Here is a 17,253-nt window from a genome sequence, read left to right as displayed (position 1 = left end):
TACAGTCTGGGCGAGCGGGAGACGATGATGCAAATTGCAGTGCTGACGTTCGACGGGTTCAACGAACTGGATTCGTTTATCGCCGCCGCGATCCTCAATCGCCTGCGGCCGCGCGGCTGGACTGCCCATATCACCTCGCCGACCGAGCGAGTGACGTCGCTCAACGGCGTTACAATCCACCGTCAGAAGCCGCTCGCCTTCGCGGCAGAGGCCGATGCCGTGCTGATCGGCAGCGGAATCAGGACGCGCGAGATCGCCGCCGATGCAGACCTGCTGGGCGAGATCCGCCTCGATCCGGCACGCCAGCTTATCGGCGCACAATGTTCGGGTACGTTGCTGCTGGCGCGGCTGGGACTCATCGCCACCCTGCCCGCCTGCACGGACCTGACCAGCAAGCCCTGGGTGATCGAAGCGGGCGTGGACGTTCTTGATGCGCCGTTCGTGGCGCACGGCAATGTCGCCACCGCAGGCGGCTGTCTCGCCTCGCAATATCTGGCCGCCTGGATGATCGCGCGCGCCGCTGGAGAAGCGGCCGCGCGCGAGGCGATCCATTATGTCGCGCCGGTGGGCGAGAAGGAGGAAACGGTCGCCCGCACGCTTGGGGTCGTCGCTCCGTTCCTTCTCGCCGACGCCACCGTTACCGGTCGGTACGGCTGACGATCTTGGCGGTGCCGTCCGGCGTGATGGTGATCATGTGCGCCGCACCGCCCTGGCAGTTGGCGCGCCACAGGGGATTGCCGTCCTGATCGGGCAGCCGCTCCGACTTGTCGACATGCTCGCAGGTGAGCCCCGCATCCATGATCGCGCGGATGAAGACAACGTTGCGCTGCGCATCATTCATCGCGATCACCTGCGCGGCGACGTTGTTGCCGGCATCACCATTGTCGACCACGGCGTTGCTTTCCGCTGCGGTATCGGCGGCGGCATTGCCGGTCGCCTCGCCGCCCGATTGGCACCCGGCCAGCGCCAGCAGCGCCAGGGCTGGAAGAAGGATCGGCTTGGTCATGGCTCTATTCTCCAGATGTCCCGGCGCGGAGGGATCCGCGCCGGGTTTGGTCCATCATGCCGCCAAAGCATCTGCGATTGTGAAGGTTCCGGATCGATCCCGTGCCTTCACCGCTCATAGGCCTTGGGCAGCGCGCTTTCGGTGGGCTTCCAGTAGCGATCGCGCAAGCGCGTCTGGCGTGTGGCCAGCGACTGTTCGATGCCGTCGACGAACAGCTTTACGGGCGCGCTGCCGATCTCGAGCGGATCGCCGTCCCACACCACCACGTCGCCGGCCCGGCCGGGGCGCAGCGATCCATAGCTTTCGCCCATGCCCATCGCCTCAGCAGGCTTCGAGCTGATCGCGGCGAAGGCCGCGTTCCAGTCGAGCCCGGTCGCGCCCGGCACGCGGGTCAGCGCCACCAGATTGCCGGCATATTGCTTCTCCAGCCGCGCCTGACGCGCTTCGTCGTCGTTGATCGTGCCGATGCCGACCAGCACGCCCGCCGCCTGCATCCGCCCGACGTTCGACTGGGTGGCGGCAAGCTGTTCGAAACTCACGGGAAGATCGGTCAGCGCATTCGCGATCACCGGCACGCCCGCGGCGGCGATTTCCTTCGCCACCGTCCAGCCTTCGGTTGCGCCGATCAGCACCAGCTTCAGCGCCGGCGTCTCGCGCTTAAGGTCCAGCAGCACCAGGATGTCAGATGCGCGCTCGACATGGACGAGGAGCGGCACCTTGCCCTGCACTACCGGCGCAAGCGCCTCGGCGTCGGCGCGGGTGAGGAAGGCATCCTTGCCCCGGTCCGCAAAGCTTGCCGGGTTACGGGCGAAATCGCGCAGCTGGGCGAAGACGTTGCGCAGCATCGCCACCGCCGCCGGACGGCTGCCACCCGCCAGCTGGCCGCCGCTTTCGCCGAATTCCATGAACTGAAACGCCCGCGGCCGCGCAACCGTGTGCAGATCGCTGCGCAGATCGATCACCGCGCCCTGGCCGGCGAAGATCGATCCCTTGCTGGCTTCCGGCGCAACGACGGCACGGGTAACGCCCTCTGCCCGGTTGATCGCGATCGGCGTCGCGCGCGGGTTCACCGCCGGTGCCACGTCGAGCGCGGCGTTGAACGGCGAATTTCCTGCCGACGCGTCGTTGGTCGGGCCGACGGCATCGACCTCGACAATGCCCATGCGGGTAAAGCCGGCGAAAATGCCGGGCGTGACAAAGCGTCCGCCCGCATCCATCGCCTGCATGCCCGCGGGCACTGCCACGCCGCGGCCGGCGGCAACGACTTTGCCGCCGCGCACCACCACGGTACCGCCCTCGACCGGCGCGGAGCCGTCGCCGATTACCAGTTTGGCGTTGGTGATCGCCACATCCTGCGCGATCGCAGGCGCCGCAAGTCCGATACAGGCCGCGGCGGCGAGAAACATGCTCTTCATCACTTCACATCCCCCTCACCCGGCTGGCCGAGCTCGAAATCGGAAACCGGTCGGCGCTTGGGATCCTTCGCATCGTAGAGCAGTGCACCATCGACCCACACCATCTCGGGCCGCGTATAGACGCTGTACGGATTGCCGTTCCACAGCACCACGTCCGCCATCTTGCCGGGCTTCAGGCTACCGGTCTTATCGGCGATGCCCAGTGCCAGCGCGGGGTTGTAGGAAAGCCACTTCCACGCCTCTTCCTCGCTGATCTGGAACCCGCCGCGCAGCGCGGAAGCGCGCGCCTTGGCAACTTCCTGGTTCAGCCGCTGGATGCCGTTCGCGTCGTCCGAATGGATCATCGCACAAGCGCCTTCCTTCTCCAGGATGGCGAGGTTCTCCGGAACCGCGTCGTAGGACTCCATCTTGAAGCCGTACCAATCGGCCCAGACGGCGGCGCAGGTGTTGTTCGCCTTCAGCAGGTCGGAGATCTTATAGGCTTCCACGGCGTGGTGGAATGCCGAGACATGGTAGCCGAACTCCTTGGCCATATCCATCACGATGGCCATTTCGTCGGCGCGGTAGCAGTGGTTCTGCACCCGGATCTCGCCTTCGATCACGCCGCGCAGCGTATCCATGGCGATGTCGCGCGCGGGCGGCTCGCCGCCGTCCTTCTCATACTTGTCCCAGCGACGCTTGTATTCGACCGCTTTCGCCCAGGTCTGGCGATCGACGGCGACGTTGCCCATGCGCGTGGAGGGCTGGCGGCCGCGGCTGCCATAGACGCGTTTGGGGTTTTCGCCGCACGCCATCTTCAGACCATAGGGGGCACCGGGGAACTTCATCCCCTGCATGGTGCGGGCATAGACGTTCTTCAGCACCACCGATCGGCCGCCGAACAGATTGGCCGATCCTGGGAGGATCTGCAGCGTCGTCACTCCGCCGTTCGTCAGCGCGCGGCCGAAGCCCGGATCCTGCGGCCAGACGCTGTGTTCGGCCCAGACATCGGCGGTGACCGGCCCGGTCGCCTCGTTGCCGTCGGAATGCGCATCGACACCGGGCGAGGGATAATCGCCCAGATGGCTGTGAATATCGATCACGCCCGGCGTCAGATACTTGCCCTGCCCGTCGATCACCGTCACGCCGGCGTCCGCCGCCAGATTCTGCCCGATCGCCACGATCTTGCCGTCGTGGAACAGCACCGCCCCGCGTTCGATCCGCCCGCCTTCGCCATCAAAGATGGTGACGTTGGTCACCAGCGTCGGCGTGCCGGCATAGGCCCGGTAGGTGGAAGGAAAGGGATCGTGGCTATAGCCTTTGCCGATCCCCGGCCCCTTGCCTTGTCCCGCCCCCTGTCCGGATGCTGCCTTGGCGGCGGTGGATGGGCGGCCGCCATCCCCCGCGCAGCCGACCAGGGCGGCGCATGCGGCCACCATCGCCAATGTTCTAATCAAGCGTGACTCCTCGCAAGGTTCTGATTTGCCCCGGTAGGATTGATCGCCGCAGACAGGAGTTTTGGCAAGCGCGCGCCGCCACACCGGAAAAGAAATCGCGCAACTCCGCCACATACGGATCAGTCCCTATGGCTTTTCGCTTTGATATAACGGATGCTAGCATGCTCGTGGCCCTCGGCTTCGACCTGTGCAGGGGCAGGTGGTTTGCGCGTTGAAGAACAATATTATCCGATGGGCTTCCGTCCATCGCGCAGGAGCAGGACTGTGGCCAAGGGGCTGGCCCTGTTTGCAATGCTTTGCAGCGCCGTTGCGCTGTCAGGCTGGGCATTCGGCTTGCCCATCCTCTATCAGTTCGTCCCAGGCACGCATCCGATCTGGCCGCTGACGGCGCTTGCCTATGGCTTCCTGGCGACCGGCGTCCTCGCAGACAGCGGCGAACGCCCGCGTCTCGCTCGCTTCTTGCTGGCGGTGCCGCTCATGATCGCCATCGGCGCGACCCTGCAACCGCTGATCGACGACGGCTTCGATTTTGGGATCGACTTTGCCAGCGGCGTCGCGCGGCACGCCGCGCACGTCCATGCCGGCCGACCGGGCGTGAATGCGATCGTCAATTTCCTGATGCTCCCCCTTGCCGTGCTCGCACGACGGAGCCGCCGACAATTGCTGCGGGATGTCGCGCCTCTGATCGCCATGGCCCCGCTCGCGCTGGCGGTGGCATCGGCGACGATGCTGCTCGTTTCCGGCGATCCCGCCAAGCTGAACATAGGGTTGCGCGCATCGGTACCGGGTACCGTGATGGCGCTTTCCATCACCGCCGCGGTGCTGTTCGGGCGCAACGCCGCGGTTTCGCGGCTGGGGCGGGTGGAACGCTCCGATCCGGTCCGCATTCAGGCCGTGGTGGCCGCCGCAATCATCCTGCCCGCGCTGCCGGCGATGATCGAACTAGCACTGGAGCGGGGCTCCCATGGCAACTCCACCTTCGGGCAGATCGTGCTGATCCTGTTCAACCTGATCGCAATCGGTCTGGTTTCCTTCTGGGCCGTCCACCGGGTCAGCCGCGAACAGGCGGCGCGCGCCGAGCTCTCCGTGGCGCTGGACAGCGCGATCGTGATCATCACCGATCCCGCCGGCACCATCCTCCATTGGTCGCGCGGCTGCGAACAGCTTTACGGCTGGCGCGAAGACGAGGCGCTGGGCCAGAACAAGTACATGCTGTTGCGGGCGCAATGCCCCAGCTGGCAGAACAGCTATTCGCTGCCCGACGCCGATGGCGCGCAGGAACTGATCGAACAGCGCAAGGACGGAAGCGAGATCCATGTGATCGAGCGGCTGCAGCATTTCGATGCTTCCGGCCGTCCGGAAGTCGTCGTGCACAACATCATCGACATCTCCGAGCGCGTTTCAGCGCTGCGGGCGCTGCGCGCCAGCGAGGAGCGATTGGCGCAGGCCACCGCCGCGCATGAACTGGGCATTTTCGACCTGGATCTGGGGAGCGGGCGGATCGAATGGTCCCCCGGAATGGAGCAGCGCCTGGGGCTCGCCCCCGGCGCGCTTTCCACGCTCGATTCCTGGCGGGAGCATGTGCTGCCGGAGGACCTGGAGAGCCTGCGCACAACCGTGCTTCGGGCCGTGCCGGAACGCTCCGAGCGGGTTTCCTTCCGCTATCGGCTGATAAAGGGCGGCGCGACCGGGCGCACGCTCGAGGGATCGGCTCGGTGCTTCTATGACAACGAAGGCGCGCTGGTGCGGGTGGTCGGCGCGGTGCTCGACATCACCGAGCGGGACGAACGCGAGGTGGCGCTCCGCCGTCGCGAGGCGCAGCTGCGCACGGTGCTGGAAACCGTTCCCGACGCGATGATCGTGGTCAACGCGCAGGGCACCATCCTGCAGTTCAGCACCGCTGCCGAAAGCCTGTGGGGCTATCGCGCCAGCGAAGTGGTCGGGCGCAACTTCACCATGCTGGTACCGGAGGAAGAGCAGGAGCCCAACGAGTCCGTATTCCGCCGCTTCATTGAAACCGGCCAAGGGCTGATCGGTGAAGTCCTCGTCGGCACCGCGCAGACTGCGGACGGCCGGTGCTTCCCTGCCGAACTGCGCGCCGGTGCCGCGAAGAGCGATGACGACATGCTCATCACCGTCTTCATCCGCGACCTGACCGAGCGCGTCGCCGCGGATCAGCGGCTGAGCGAGCTCAACAACGAAATCGCCCATGTGTCCCGCCAGAGCGCGATGAGCGAAATGGCGGCCGATCTCGCTCATGAGTTGAACCAGCCGCTCAGCGCGACGGGCAACTTCCTGGCAGCCGCGCGCATGCTGATCGAGCGCGGAGAATCCGGCGAGCGGGTCACGGACCTGCTGCGCATGGGTTCCGAACAGACGCAGCGCGCCGGCGAGATCATCCGGCGGCTGCGGGCATTCGTGGCGCGCGGCGAAGTGGAAATGCGGGTCGAATCGGTCGAGCGCACGATCCGCGACGCGGTCGAACTGGTGCTGGTCGGTACCGGCCACTTCAACCTGCGCGTCAATTATCAGTTCGATCGCGCGGCCCGTTTCATCCTCGCGGATCGCATCCAAGTGCAGCAGGTTTTGGTTAATCTGTTGCGCAATGCCGTGCATGCATTGAAGATGGTGGCGCCAGACGACCGTCAGATAACAATCACTTCCGAAAAACTACCCGACCAATTGATCGCGATTACGGTTACCGACAGCGGCCCGGGCATTCCGCCGCACGTCTTGGAAAGCTTGTTCTCGCGTTTCAGCACCACGAAGGGAGGATCCGCCGGAATGGGTATTGGACTTTCGATCAGCAAGCGTATCATTGAAGGCCATGGCGGGGTACTAAGCGCGGAAAACGATCCAGCAGGGGGGGCATCGTTCCGCTTCACCTTGCCAGCCGTGGAAGAAGGTGAAGAATAATGACCCGAACCATCTACATCGTTGACGACGACGATGCCGTCCGCGCTTCGCTGCACAGCCTGTTGTCCGTCCGGCCCGACCTGATCGTGCGCGGCTATCGTTCGGGGGATGCGTTCCTGACGCAGGTCGCCGAACTGGATCCCGGCGTCGTGCTGCTCGATTTCCACATGCCCGGATCGAGCGGGCTCGACGTGCTTGTGAAGCTCGATCGGTCCCCGAAGTTCGTCGCCATCGTGCTGACGGGCCAGGGCAATGTCGGCCTAGCGGTACAGGCGATGAAGGCGGGGGCGCTCGATTTCATCGAAAAGCCCTACGAAGCCGAGTTCCTGCTGAAGGTAATCGACCAGGCCTTCTCGCGTCTCGAAGAGGATAGCGAGGCGGCCGCACGCGTCGCCGGCGCGGAGGCGAAGATCGCCAAGCTCTCGCCGCGCGAAACCGATGTGCTGAAGGGGCTGATCGAAGGTCGCTCGAACAAGATCATCGCTTATGAGCTCGATATCAGCCCACGCACGGTGGAAATCTATCGCGCCAACCTGATGGAGAAGCTGGAAGTGCGCAGTCTGTCCGAAGCGCTGCGCATCGCGTTCGCCGCCGGGCTGTTTCCGAAAAGCTGAACCTACGGCCGCATTCCGAAGGCGGCGCCCGGCGCACACACGTCGCCTTCGGGATTGCTGCCTATCGCTGCGTCAATGCGTGGTCGCGGCCCCGCGCAGCAGTGCCGAGATCGAAGCAACCGGATCGTCCGCCCGGACATAATGGACATGGTCGGCGCCGTCCGCTGCGTGCTCCATCCCGATGATAACGACGAGGCGCCAGGCCGCATCGGCCGCCAGTGCATCGATGCCGCCCGGGTGTCGGGCAGCAGCAGCCGCGTCCGCGACCAGCGTGGGCGATTGCGAGGTGAGCCGGGCGATCCGCCCCGCGTCGACATTTTCCATGCTGACGACGTCGGCGCCGGCCAGCGCGAGTCGCGCCGCAAGCATGCTGCGCAGCCCCGCCTCATCGATCATCAGTATCACTAGCATGTTCGCGAAAACCAATCCGAACATCTCGCCACCACCCGCCCCTGCCGCTCGACACCAGCGCCGGGGGCGAAGGTTGTCTCCGTTCTGAATAGCATAACGCCGGGCCGGGAACTTCAAAATTCGCGGGCACCCACGGCAGATGCCGGCCGCCCGTCTCGCCGCGGCTGATCGGGCACGCACCAAAAAAGCCCCGGAAGTGCTTCCGGGGCTCTGCTGGTGCTTGCGGAAGGATCGGGATCAGGCGGCTACGGCGCGTTCCTGCCCCGCCAGTCCTTCCATGACCGACCGATTTACCTCGACCAGCGCCATGACCGATTCACGACCGGCGACGACATCGCTGGTGAACCGATCGACCCACAGGCCGAGCGAAATGATCTTGGCGCGCAGATCGTTCGGCAGGTTGTTGCCGCGCGTGCCGCAGTCGGTGACGAATACCGACCACATCTCACGGTTGCGATAGAGCGCCGGCATCAGGAACGCGCCCTTCAACCCGGCGTCGTGCGCCGCCATCATCTCACCGGTGATTTCGCGCATCAGCCGCAGTTCCGCGGCGCGTGGCGTCTCGGCCCGGCTGCGGGCCGCCTGATAAGCATTGATGGTCATCGTGGCTCCTTTGCTACTGCCCTATTCTAGGAAGATTTTGCCGGGTTGGTTCTTCGCCCTCCTATAAGATTCGTGCGTCCCATGGTGCGGGCGCATCTCCAGGGACAGGGCCTTGACCGACTTCATCCTTCCGCATGCCTTGCCGACCGCGCTCGACGGACGCGACACGGTGGCGCTGCTTTCGCTCGATTGCTTCGACACCTTGCTGTGGCGCGATTGCCATGCGCCGCGCGACCTGTTCGATGCGCTGCCGGAAATCACTGCGCTGCAACGCCAGTGGGCGGAAACGCGCGCACGCACGGCCGCGCTAATGCAGCATCGGCGCAACGAAGTGACGATCGGCGAGATCTATCGCCAACTTTTTCCCAACGCCGGCCGCGCGGTGATCGAGGCGGCTGTCCGCCACGAAATCGACGCCGAGGCGCGTCACTGCTTCGGGTTCCAACCCACCGTGGCGCTGATGCGTGAGGCGAAGCGCCGGGGCATCGGCGTCATCATCGTATCCGACACCTATCTCGATGCGGAGCAGTTGCGCACGCTGATCGCCCGCGCCGCGGGAGACGATGTCGCAGCCCTGATCGATCGGATCTTCTGCTCGTCGCGCTATGGTCGCTCTAAGGCGGAAGGCCTGTACGAAGACGTGCTGAAGGCGCTGAAGCGCGCGCCGGGCACCATCCTGCATATCGGCGACAACAAGGCGGCGGATGTCGGGGGCGTCGCGCCGTTCGGGGTGCAGACGCTTCACCTGCAACAGTTCGCGGCGGGCACCGAACAGCGCCTGCGCATGGAATCGGCCGTTGGAGCGATGCTCCACCCGCGTCTGCCGGGCGTGATCGGCGGGCAGCAGCCGCACCGCGCCGCACTCGCCGCTGCGGAGCCGCTGATCACCGACGATGCCGAAGCGCTGGGCTTCTCGGTGCTCGGCCCAGTGCTGCACGGGTTCGAACGCTGGCTGCAACAGGAGGCGGCAACGCTGCAGGCCGAACGCGGCGGCACCGTGCATTGGCTGTTCATGCTTCGCGACGGGCTGCTGCCCATGCGTGTGCACCAGACATCCGGGCATGCCGCCATCGGCCATCCGGTCGAGATCAGCCGCTTCACCGCCACCGCCGCGTCGCTGACCAGCGATGCCGCCGTGGATCGCTATCTCCAGTTCGAGCTCGGCACGGATCTGGAGGCGGTCACGCGCCAGCTGATGCTGCCGGCGCCCGAAGCGAAGCAGTTGCTGCGCGGCTTGCCAAAGGAAAACGGCCGCCTGGCGGCGTTCCTGCGCGAGATCCGCAAGCCTTTGCGAATGAAGCAGATCCAGAAATCGGCTAAAGCCTTTGGCGATCGGCTGGAGGCGCACGTCCGGGCCATGGTGGATCCGCAGCCCGGCGACACGCTGATGCTGGTCGATCTCGGCTACAACGGATCGGTCCAGAACCAGATCGACACCTTGCTCGCCAAGCGTTTCGACGTGCACGTCGCTGGCCGGTACCTGCTGCTGCGCGAGCAGTTCCGCAGCGGCTTCGACAAGAAGGGCCTGATCGACGAAAGCGGCTATGATGCGCACACGCTCGAGGCGATGGCGCTCAACGTCGCGGTGCTAGAGCAGATCTGCACGGCGGCTCAGGGCTCGACCGTCGACTACCAGGCGGACGGCACGCCGATCCGCAAGGGCAACAGCATCAAGGGCCGACAGAGCGAAACGCGTGAGCGCATCCAGAGCGGCGTGGTTCGGTTCGAACGCGAACAGGCGGCGATGCGGCTGCGCGGCGCTCCGATCGACGAGCTAAGTTTGTGGCGGAACGCCGCCACCGCCACGCTCGCCCGACTGATGTACCTGCCCCTGCCGCACGAGCTGGCGGTGCTCAACGCGTTCGAACACGACATCAACCTGGGCGTCGACGATACGGTGGCGCTGTTCGATCCGGAGATCGCCCGGCGCGGGCTGCGGCGGCGCGGGCTGTTCTACATGAAGGGTTCGGAACGGATGTACCTGCCCGCCGAACTGCACGGCGAAGGCATGCCGATACGTCTTTCGCTGCTCACCCAAAAGCGGTTCGGGCTCCCGTTCAAATATGCGGATTTCGTCGACAGCACGATCTCGCTGCCGCTGATCGTTGCGGATGGCACCACGGCGTCCACCGGCACCGTTACCGCAACGCCCACGCACGACGGCTATTATCTAGCCCCTATCCCGATAGGCGATTGCCGCTTCTCGGTGGGAGTGCAGTTCGGCCAGCTATTCGATTGGGTGCAGGTGGAAAGCGCGGTGTTCATGCCGGTCGAACGCTTCCTCAGTGAAACCCAGCGGCCGGGGGAAGAGGAACAGGATGCCGCGCCCTCGCTGGAGGGAATGGTGCAGGCAGCGCCTCACCTGTTCCACTGCGAGAACGAATTTGCCTTCATGATGGTGCCGCCGCCGCCTCGCGCCGACGATCGGCCGATGATGCTGGCGATCACCTTCCGCCCGATTGCGCGGCGGGAAACGCAGGCGGCCGAAGCGCCGCAGCACGCGGCGCCGGTGCACGCGCCGGGCGTACGCTGAATCGTCACTAAGCAATAGTCCCGAGCCACCGCTGCGTCCCAAACCATCCTATAATTCTGGAAACATCCAGGGAAAGTTTTCGAGCCCGTCATGCTGAACGCCGTCGGTTTCATAATCATTTTGGGTTGCGTGTTCGGCAGCTTCGTGATCTCGGGCGGCAAGTTCGAGATCATCGCGCACGCGCTGCCACACGAAATGATGGCGATTGCCGGTGCGGCGATCGGCGCCTTCATCGTCGGCAATTCGATGGCAACGGTGAAGAAGGCCGGTGCCGGCCTGGTCCGCTCGTTCAAGGGCGGCCGCTGGAAGGCAAGCGACTATACCGACCTGCTGACGCTGATGTTCACGCTGCTGTCACTGTTCAAGAAGTCCGGCGCCACCGGGATTGAACCGCACCTGGACAAGCCGGAAGAAAGCGATCTCTTCAAGCCCTATCCCCGGCTGCTCGCGGATCACCACCTGATCGAATTCATCTGCGATTACCTGCGGATGATGACGGTGAACTTCGAAGATCCGCATCAGCTCGAATCGGCGATGGAAGCCGATATGGAGAAGCACCATCACGAGGAAACCGGCCCGCAGCACGCGCTGCAGCTGATGGCCGATGGCCTTCCCGCCATCGGCATCGTCGCCGCGGTGCTCGGCGTCATCAAGACGATGGGCTCGATCGATCAGCCCACCGAAATCCTGGGCGCGATGATCGGCGGCGCGCTCGTCGGTACCTTCCTGGGCGTGCTGCTCTCCTACTGCGTGGTCGCCCCGCTCGCCACCAAGCTGCTCGAAACCATCGAGGGGGATTCCAAGCCCTTCTCCATCGTGAAGACCGCGATCGTTGCCTATGCCCAGAACCAGCCGGTGCAGGTGGCCATCGAAATCGCCCGTCGCATGACGCCGTCCGCGTACGCGCCGAGCTTCCAGCAACTCGAAACCGCTCTCGACGAGGCCAAGAATGGACTTTCCCCTGCCGCCGCTTGACGACAGCGCTGATGATGCGCTCGCGTTGCCCGCTCACGGCACGACCGTGACGGCCGCGGACCTCCAAACGCGCCTGATCCAGGCGATCGACGGCGACGGCCCGGTCGAAATCGATGCCTCTCAGGTCGAGAGCGTCGGTCAGGCGGTGCTGCAGCTACTGATCGCCGCCCGCACCGAAGCCGAACGGATCGGCAAGGCCTTCACCATCCTCAACCCCAGCACTGCCTTCACCGATCGTGTGAACCGCTGCCAACTCGCCGCCGCGGTCGGCATTGATACCGGAGACCTCCTGTGACCAAGCTGATCCTTACCGTCGACGATTCCGCGAGCATGCGGATGCTCCTGAAGACCTCGCTGACCTCGCAGGGCTTTCGTATCGAAAGCGCGAATGATGGCCAGCATGGCCTGGAGCGCATGCACGAGGTGAAGCCGGACCTGCTCATCACCGACATCAATATGCCGAAGATGGACGGATTCGAGCTGATCGAGGCCGTACGCAAGGTTCCCGAGTTCAAGGGCGTGCCGATCCTGGTGCTCTCGACCGAATTCTCGGACGAGAAGAAGACTCGTGCCCGCAATGCCGGTGCCACCGGTTGGATTACCAAGCCCTTCGAAGCCACCAAGCTGGGAGCGGCCATCCGCCGCGTTTGCCCGTGAGCGACGAGTTCGACGATATCCAGGCAATCTTCTTCGAAGAGTGCACTGAAGGCCTCACGACAGCCGAAGAAGGCCTGTCGGCGATGCAGGCGGGCGACCTGTCCGCGGAAACCATTGCCGGCGTGTTCCGCGCGATTCACTCGATCAAGGGTGGCGCCGGCGCCTTCGGCCATTCGGATTTGACCGCATTCGCGCACAAGTTCGAAAACGTGCTCGATGAAGTGCGTGCTGGAAAGATCGTCCCCACGCCCGGCGTGATCCGGGTGATGCTCAGCTCGTTCGACGTGCTGTCCGATCATGTCGAAGCGGCGAAGGGCAATGCCTCGCGCCCGAACGACGCGGCGGCGCTGAGCGCGCTGGAACAGGTGCTCGCCAACAAGGGCGTTCCCGATAGCGACGCGCCGGCTGCGGCCGCGCCTGCCCCCGCGCCTGCTGCACCGGCGCCCGCGCCGGCGATGCAGGAAGAGGAAGACGAATTCGGCTTCCGCCCCGTTGGCGTGTCGCTCGATGATCTCGATGGCCCGGCGGAGGAAGCTGCCGGCTGGACCGTCCGCTTCAAGCCCTCGCGTGCTGCGCTCGCCAATGCGGCCGAGCCGCTGCTGACGGTGCGCGAGCTGGAAGGCCTGGGCGCCCGCGTCGAGTCGGTGGATCTCAGCGCGCTGCCGCCACTTCGCGAGATCGATCCGGAGGACAGCTATGTCACCTGGGTCATCGCCGCACCGGCCGAGCTGCCCGAGAGCGACCTCTCCGACTGCTTCGATTTCGTCGCGCCGGACTCGGTGATCGAGATCAAGCGCGGTGGTGAAGAAACGCCTCCCCCCGGCACGACCGAAGCACCCATGGACGGCGACGAAATCCCGTTCGTGCCGGTCACCGCCACCGTTGAAGACTTCATGGACCTTGGTCCTGCCCCGACGCCCGCACCTGCGCCGACCGCAGCTGCGGCAGCGCCTGCCGCCCCCCCTCCCGCGCCGGATCCCGCCCCCGCAGCGGCCGCTACGCCGCCGGCGGGCGGTGGCGGCACGCCGGGTTCGGGCGGCCCGGGTGGTGGTGGCGGTGGTGGCGGTCCGGCCAAGCCTGCCAACGAAGCCGCGCAGACCATCCGCGTCGACCTGGTCAAGCTCGACCTGCTGCTCAACCTGGTCGGCGAGCTTGTGATCCGCAACTCGATCCTGGCTGACCGGCTGTCGCCGGCCGATCGCCAGCGCGTTGAACTGCCCGAACTGGCCCGCCTCACCCGGCAGATCCAGGACAACGTCATGTCGCTGCGCGCCCAGCCGATCCGGCAGGCCTTCAGCCGCGTGCCGCGCATGCTCCGCGATCTTTCGGTCGAGACCGGCAAGCAGATCAACCTCGAGACGATCGGTGAGACGACCGAAGTCGACAAGGGCGTGATCGAGAAGATCGGCGATCCGCTGACCCACATGATCCGCAACGCCGCGGACCATGGCCTGGAAAGCGCCGAGGAGCGGATCGCGGCGGGCAAGGACCCCGCCGGCACGATCAAGCTGTCGGCCGAGCAGAAGGGTGCCCGGATCTTCGTTCGCGTCGCGGACAATGGCCGCGGCATCAATCGCGAACGCGTCCGTGCAAAGGCGGTTGAAAAGGGCATTATCAGCGCCGATGCGGTGCTGACGAACGAGGAAATCGACCAGCTGATCTGCGCGCCGGGCTTCTCCACCGCGGAGAAGATCTCGAACATCTCGGGTCGCGGCGTGGGCATGGACGTGGTGCGCTCGAACGTGGAAGCCCTGGGCGGCCGCGTCGAGATTCACTCGGTACCGGGCGAAGGCACGACCTTCACGATGATCCTCCCGCTCACGCTGGCCATTCTGGACGGCATGATCGTGCGGCTCGCCGGCCAACGCTTCGTCCTGCCGCTGACGCACGTGCTGGAGACGATCCAGCCCGAGCCCGGCCAGGTGAAGCGCACCGCGCCCGACCACGAAGTGATCGACATGCGCGGCGAATATCTGCCGGTGAAGCGCGCGACCGAGATCTTCGGCCTGAACGACGACCGCGCCATCGAGGACTCGCTGGTGGTGATCGTCGAGAGCGAAAGCTCGGGCAAGGTCGGTCTCGTCGTCGACACCATCGATGACCGTCGCGAAGTCGTGATCAAGAGCCTGGATCAGAACCTGCATCCGATCCGCGGCCTGGGTGGCGCGACCATCCTGGGCGACGGCTCGATCGCTCTCATCCTCGACATCGAGGCGCTGGTTTCCTCGCCCACTCGTTTCACGCCCAAAGGACTGGCAGCATGAGCACCACCCCCGACACCGCCAATGATCGCAAGATCGTAACCTTCTCGCTCGCCAAGCAGATCTTCGGGATCGACATGAGCGCGCTCATCGAAATCCGCGAATGGGACGAGCCCACCCCGCTCCCCAACGTGCCCAGCTTCGTCAAGGGCGTGACCAACCTGCGCGGCAACGTCATCCCGGTCGTCGGCCTGGCCGAGCGCCTGGGCTGGGAGCCGAGTGTGCTCCACGCACGCTCGTGCATCCTCGTCGTCAACATCGCAGGCAAGCAAGCGGGCTTCCTCGTCGATGAGGTCAACGACATCGTCGGCATCAACGTGGGCGAGATCCAGCCGGCGCCTGCAGTCGAGACCGCGCTGGAGGAAAGCGTGATCGCGGGCCTGGTGCGCATCGCCACCCGGGCGAAGGACGGCAGCCGGGACGAGAATGGCAGCATGGTGCTGCTGCTCGATCTCGACGCGCTGAGCCTCACCAAGCATCTGGATCTGGCAGCATGAGCCCCGCCGGGGGCGCCATGACGGCGTCCGCCGGCGCCGGGAACGGGATGGCACCGGGCCAGGTGGCGGAGCTCACGCCTCGCGACTTCCAGGCCATCGCGACGATCATGCACGAGGATGCCCGCATCGCGCTGAGCGAGGCGAAGACCACGCTGGTCCAGTCCCGCCTCGCGCGGCGGCTGCGCAAGTTCGGCCTCACCCGCTTCTGCGACTATGTCGATCTGGTGCACAGCGATGCGGAGGAACGCCATGCGATGGTGGTCGCGCTCACGACCAACCACACGCATTTCTTCCGCGAGCCGCACCATTTCGACCATTTCCGCGAAACGGTACTGCCGACGCTGAAGCGCAAGCAGGGCCCGATCCGGATCTGGTCGGCAGGGTGCTCGTCGGGCGAGGAAGTCTATACGATCGCCATGTGCCTGCTGGGGCCGGACCGGAGTTCGGCATCCTGGCTGCGCCAAGCCGACGTGCGGCTGCTGGCCACCGATATCGCCCCGCATGTGGTGGAGTCGGTGCAGCGCGGAGTCTATGCCGAGAACGTCGCCTCCGGCGTGCCGGAACCGTATCGTTCCACCTGGATGCGGCCTGCTGCCGGCGGCTTCCAGATGGCGGACGAAGCGCGCCAGCTCGTCACCGCAAAGGTGCTGAACCTGTTCGAACCATGGCCCCTCAAGGCCGCGTATGACGTGATCTTCTGCCGTAACGTAATGATCTATTTCGGGGATCCCGCGAAGGAAGAGCTGGAACATCGCTTCGTCGAACAGCTCGCACCCGGCGCATTCCTCTATATTGGACATTCCGAACGACTGATCGGCCCCGCCGCTGCCAAGATGCGGTCGTGCGGGCACACAATTTATCATAAGCCGGAGTCCAGGGCATGAAACCAGTACGTACGCTCATCGTCGACGACAGCGCTTCCATGCGCGCGACGCTGAAGCGGATGCTCTCGGCCGATCCCGATATCGAAGTGGTCGGCATGGCGCCGGAGCCGTTCGCGGCCCGCGACATGATCAAGGCGCTCAATCCCGACGTGCTGACGCTCGACGTCGAAATGCCGGGGATGGACGGCCTGTCGTTCCTCGAGCGCATCATGCGCCTCCGGCCGATGCCGGTGGTGATGTGCTCCACCCTCACCGCGCGCGGTGCGGAAGTGACGATCGAGGCGCTGCGCCTCGGCGCGGTCGACTATGTGACCAAGCCGAGCGGCACACCCGAGGATATCGAACGCGACGCGCATCTGCTGTGCGAGAAGGTGAAGACCGCCGCCCGGTCGATCGCCCGCGCCGGGCCGCAGCGCCTGCCCGCCCAGCCGAGCGTCGGCGCAGGCGGCGGTGCCGCCGGCCAGCTGATCGCGATCGGCTCGTCGACGGGCGGCGTGGAAGCACTATTCTCGCTGCTGCCGTCGCTCCCGGAGGATTGCCCGCCGATCCTGATCGTTCAGCACATGCCGGCAACCTTCACGCGCAGCTTCGCACAGCGCCTGAACGCCGAGTGCCGGGTAACGGTGGTGGAAGCTACGGATGGTGCCCAGGTGGCCCCGGGAACCGTCTATATTGCTCCTGGAGGCGAAACGCACATGGAACTGTCTGGGGGGGCGAACGGCCGGATCAAGCTGATCCATGGCGATCCGGTAACGGGGCACCGTCCTTCGGTGGATGTGCTGTTCCGCTCGGTCGCCCGGCTGGGCTCGGGCGCGGTCGGCGTCATCCTCACCGGGATGGGCAGCGACGGCGCACAGGGCTTGCTGGAAATGCGCCGCGCCGGGGCTCGCACCTTCGGGCAGAGCAAGGAGACCTGCGTGGTATGGGGCATGCCCCGCGCCGCGAAGGAACTCGGCGCAGTGGAACGGGAAGTTGGTCTGTCGGCAATGCCGGAAGCTATTCTGAAGGCCTGTCGCGAAACGGTTAAGGTTGGGAGCGCATAAAA

The 17,253-nt window shown here is 65.4% G+C and carries 16 protein-coding genes; 11 read left to right on the top strand and 5 right to left on the bottom strand.

The genetic code is table 11. The annotated features are described in order from the left end of the window. The first annotated feature begins 27 nt into the window (after nt 1–27). Entirely contained in the window at nt 28–657 is a 630-nt protein-coding gene (locus B215_RS0101520) for a DJ-1/PfpI family protein (RefSeq protein WP_026008834.1), read from the top strand. Here B215_RS0101520 and B215_RS0101515 read toward each other — a convergent pair. From B215_RS0101515 to B215_RS0101505, 3 genes are all read right to left on the bottom strand, one after another. After that, a complete protein-coding gene (locus B215_RS0101515) occupies nt 638–1,006 on the bottom strand; it encodes a hypothetical protein (RefSeq protein ID WP_019367858.1) in 369 nt (122 codons plus the stop codon). The genes B215_RS0101520 and B215_RS0101515 overlap by 20 nt on opposite strands. 107 nt (nt 1,007–1,113) lie before the next feature. Continuing rightward, nucleotides 1,114–2,421 (bottom strand): amidohydrolase family protein, encoded by a 1,308-nt coding sequence (locus B215_RS0101510; RefSeq protein ID WP_026008833.1) that lies wholly within the window; start codon nt 2,419–2,421, stop codon nt 1,114–1,116. Beyond that, complete coding sequence (locus B215_RS0101505) at nt 2,421–3,839, bottom strand: amidohydrolase (RefSeq protein WP_019367856.1); 1,419 nt, start codon at nt 3,837–3,839, stop codon at nt 2,421–2,423. The genes B215_RS0101510 and B215_RS0101505 overlap by 1 nt, the downstream gene beginning before the upstream one ends. Before the next feature lie 351 nt (nt 3,840–4,190). On the opposite strand from B215_RS0101505, the gene B215_RS0101500 reads away from it, so the two are divergent. After that, entirely contained in the window at nt 4,191–6,773 is a 2,583-nt protein-coding gene (locus B215_RS0101500; RefSeq protein ID WP_236704501.1) for a PAS domain-containing sensor histidine kinase, read from the top strand. After that, nucleotides 6,773–7,387, top strand: a complete 615-nt coding sequence (locus tag B215_RS0101495) for a response regulator transcription factor (protein ID WP_019367854.1) — start codon at nt 6,773–6,775, stop codon at nt 7,385–7,387. Before B215_RS0101500 ends, B215_RS0101495 begins: the two co-directional genes overlap by 1 nt. Before the next feature lie 72 nt (nt 7,388–7,459). Here B215_RS0101495 and B215_RS0101490 read toward each other — a convergent pair whose 3' ends face one another. Both B215_RS0101490 and flaF read right to left on the bottom strand, forming a co-directional pair. Next, on the bottom strand, nt 7,460–7,798 hold the full coding sequence (locus B215_RS0101490) for a hypothetical protein (RefSeq protein ID WP_236704502.1): 339 nt from the start codon (nt 7,796–7,798) through the stop codon (nt 7,460–7,462). A 237-nt stretch (nt 7,799–8,035) separates the two neighbouring features. Further along, complete coding sequence (gene flaF / locus B215_RS0101485) at nt 8,036–8,401, bottom strand: flagellar biosynthesis regulator FlaF (protein ID WP_019367852.1); 366 nt, start codon at nt 8,399–8,401, stop codon at nt 8,036–8,038. Between the two features lie 112 nt (nt 8,402–8,513). Between flaF and B215_RS0101480 the strand changes: the two genes are divergently transcribed. The 8 genes from B215_RS0101480 (at nt 8,514) to B215_RS0101445 (ending at nt 17,251) form a co-directional block, all read left to right on the top strand. Then, nucleotides 8,514–10,934, top strand: a complete 2,421-nt coding sequence (locus B215_RS0101480) for an HAD family hydrolase (protein ID WP_019367851.1) — start codon at nt 8,514–8,516, stop codon at nt 10,932–10,934. 90 nt (nt 10,935–11,024) lie between these two features. Beyond that, the gene (gene motA / locus B215_RS0101475) at nt 11,025–11,909 is read left to right on the top strand and encodes a flagellar motor stator protein MotA (RefSeq protein WP_019367850.1); all 885 of its coding nucleotides are present in this window, start codon (nt 11,025–11,027) and stop codon (nt 11,907–11,909) included. Continuing rightward, nucleotides 11,884–12,204, top strand: a complete 321-nt coding sequence (locus B215_RS0101470; protein ID WP_019367849.1) for an STAS domain-containing protein — start codon at nt 11,884–11,886, stop codon at nt 12,202–12,204. Before motA ends, B215_RS0101470 begins: the two co-directional genes overlap by 26 nt. Continuing rightward, nucleotides 12,201–12,566 carry a response regulator gene (locus tag B215_RS0101465; RefSeq protein ID WP_019367848.1) on the top strand — a complete coding sequence of 122 codons (366 nt, stop codon included), beginning with the start codon at nt 12,201–12,203 and terminating at the stop codon, nt 12,564–12,566. Before B215_RS0101470 ends, B215_RS0101465 begins: the two co-directional genes overlap by 4 nt. Further along, nucleotides 12,563–14,830, top strand: a complete 2,268-nt coding sequence (locus tag B215_RS20515) for a chemotaxis protein CheA (protein WP_019367847.1) — start codon at nt 12,563–12,565, stop codon at nt 14,828–14,830. Before B215_RS0101465 ends, B215_RS20515 begins: the two co-directional genes overlap by 4 nt. Further along, on the top strand, nt 14,827–15,324 hold the full coding sequence (locus B215_RS0101455) for a chemotaxis protein CheW (protein WP_019367846.1): 498 nt from the start codon (nt 14,827–14,829) through the stop codon (nt 15,322–15,324). The genes B215_RS20515 and B215_RS0101455 overlap by 4 nt, the downstream gene beginning before the upstream one ends. Continuing rightward, entirely contained in the window at nt 15,321–16,208 is an 888-nt protein-coding gene (locus tag B215_RS0101450) for a CheR family methyltransferase (RefSeq protein ID WP_026008829.1), read from the top strand. Before B215_RS0101455 ends, B215_RS0101450 begins: the two co-directional genes overlap by 4 nt. After that, nucleotides 16,205–17,251 (top strand): protein-glutamate methylesterase/protein-glutamine glutaminase, encoded by a 1,047-nt coding sequence (locus B215_RS0101445; protein WP_019367844.1) that lies wholly within the window; start codon nt 16,205–16,207, stop codon nt 17,249–17,251. The genes B215_RS0101450 and B215_RS0101445 overlap by 4 nt, the downstream gene beginning before the upstream one ends. Nucleotides 17,252–17,253: the final 2 nt, after the last annotated feature.

Source organism: Sphingomonas sp. ATCC 31555 (assembly GCF_000282895.1).
Taxonomy (GTDB): Bacteria; Pseudomonadota; Alphaproteobacteria; order Sphingomonadales; family Sphingomonadaceae; genus Sphingomonas.
This window is presented reverse-complemented; position numbering and strand designations above follow the sequence as displayed.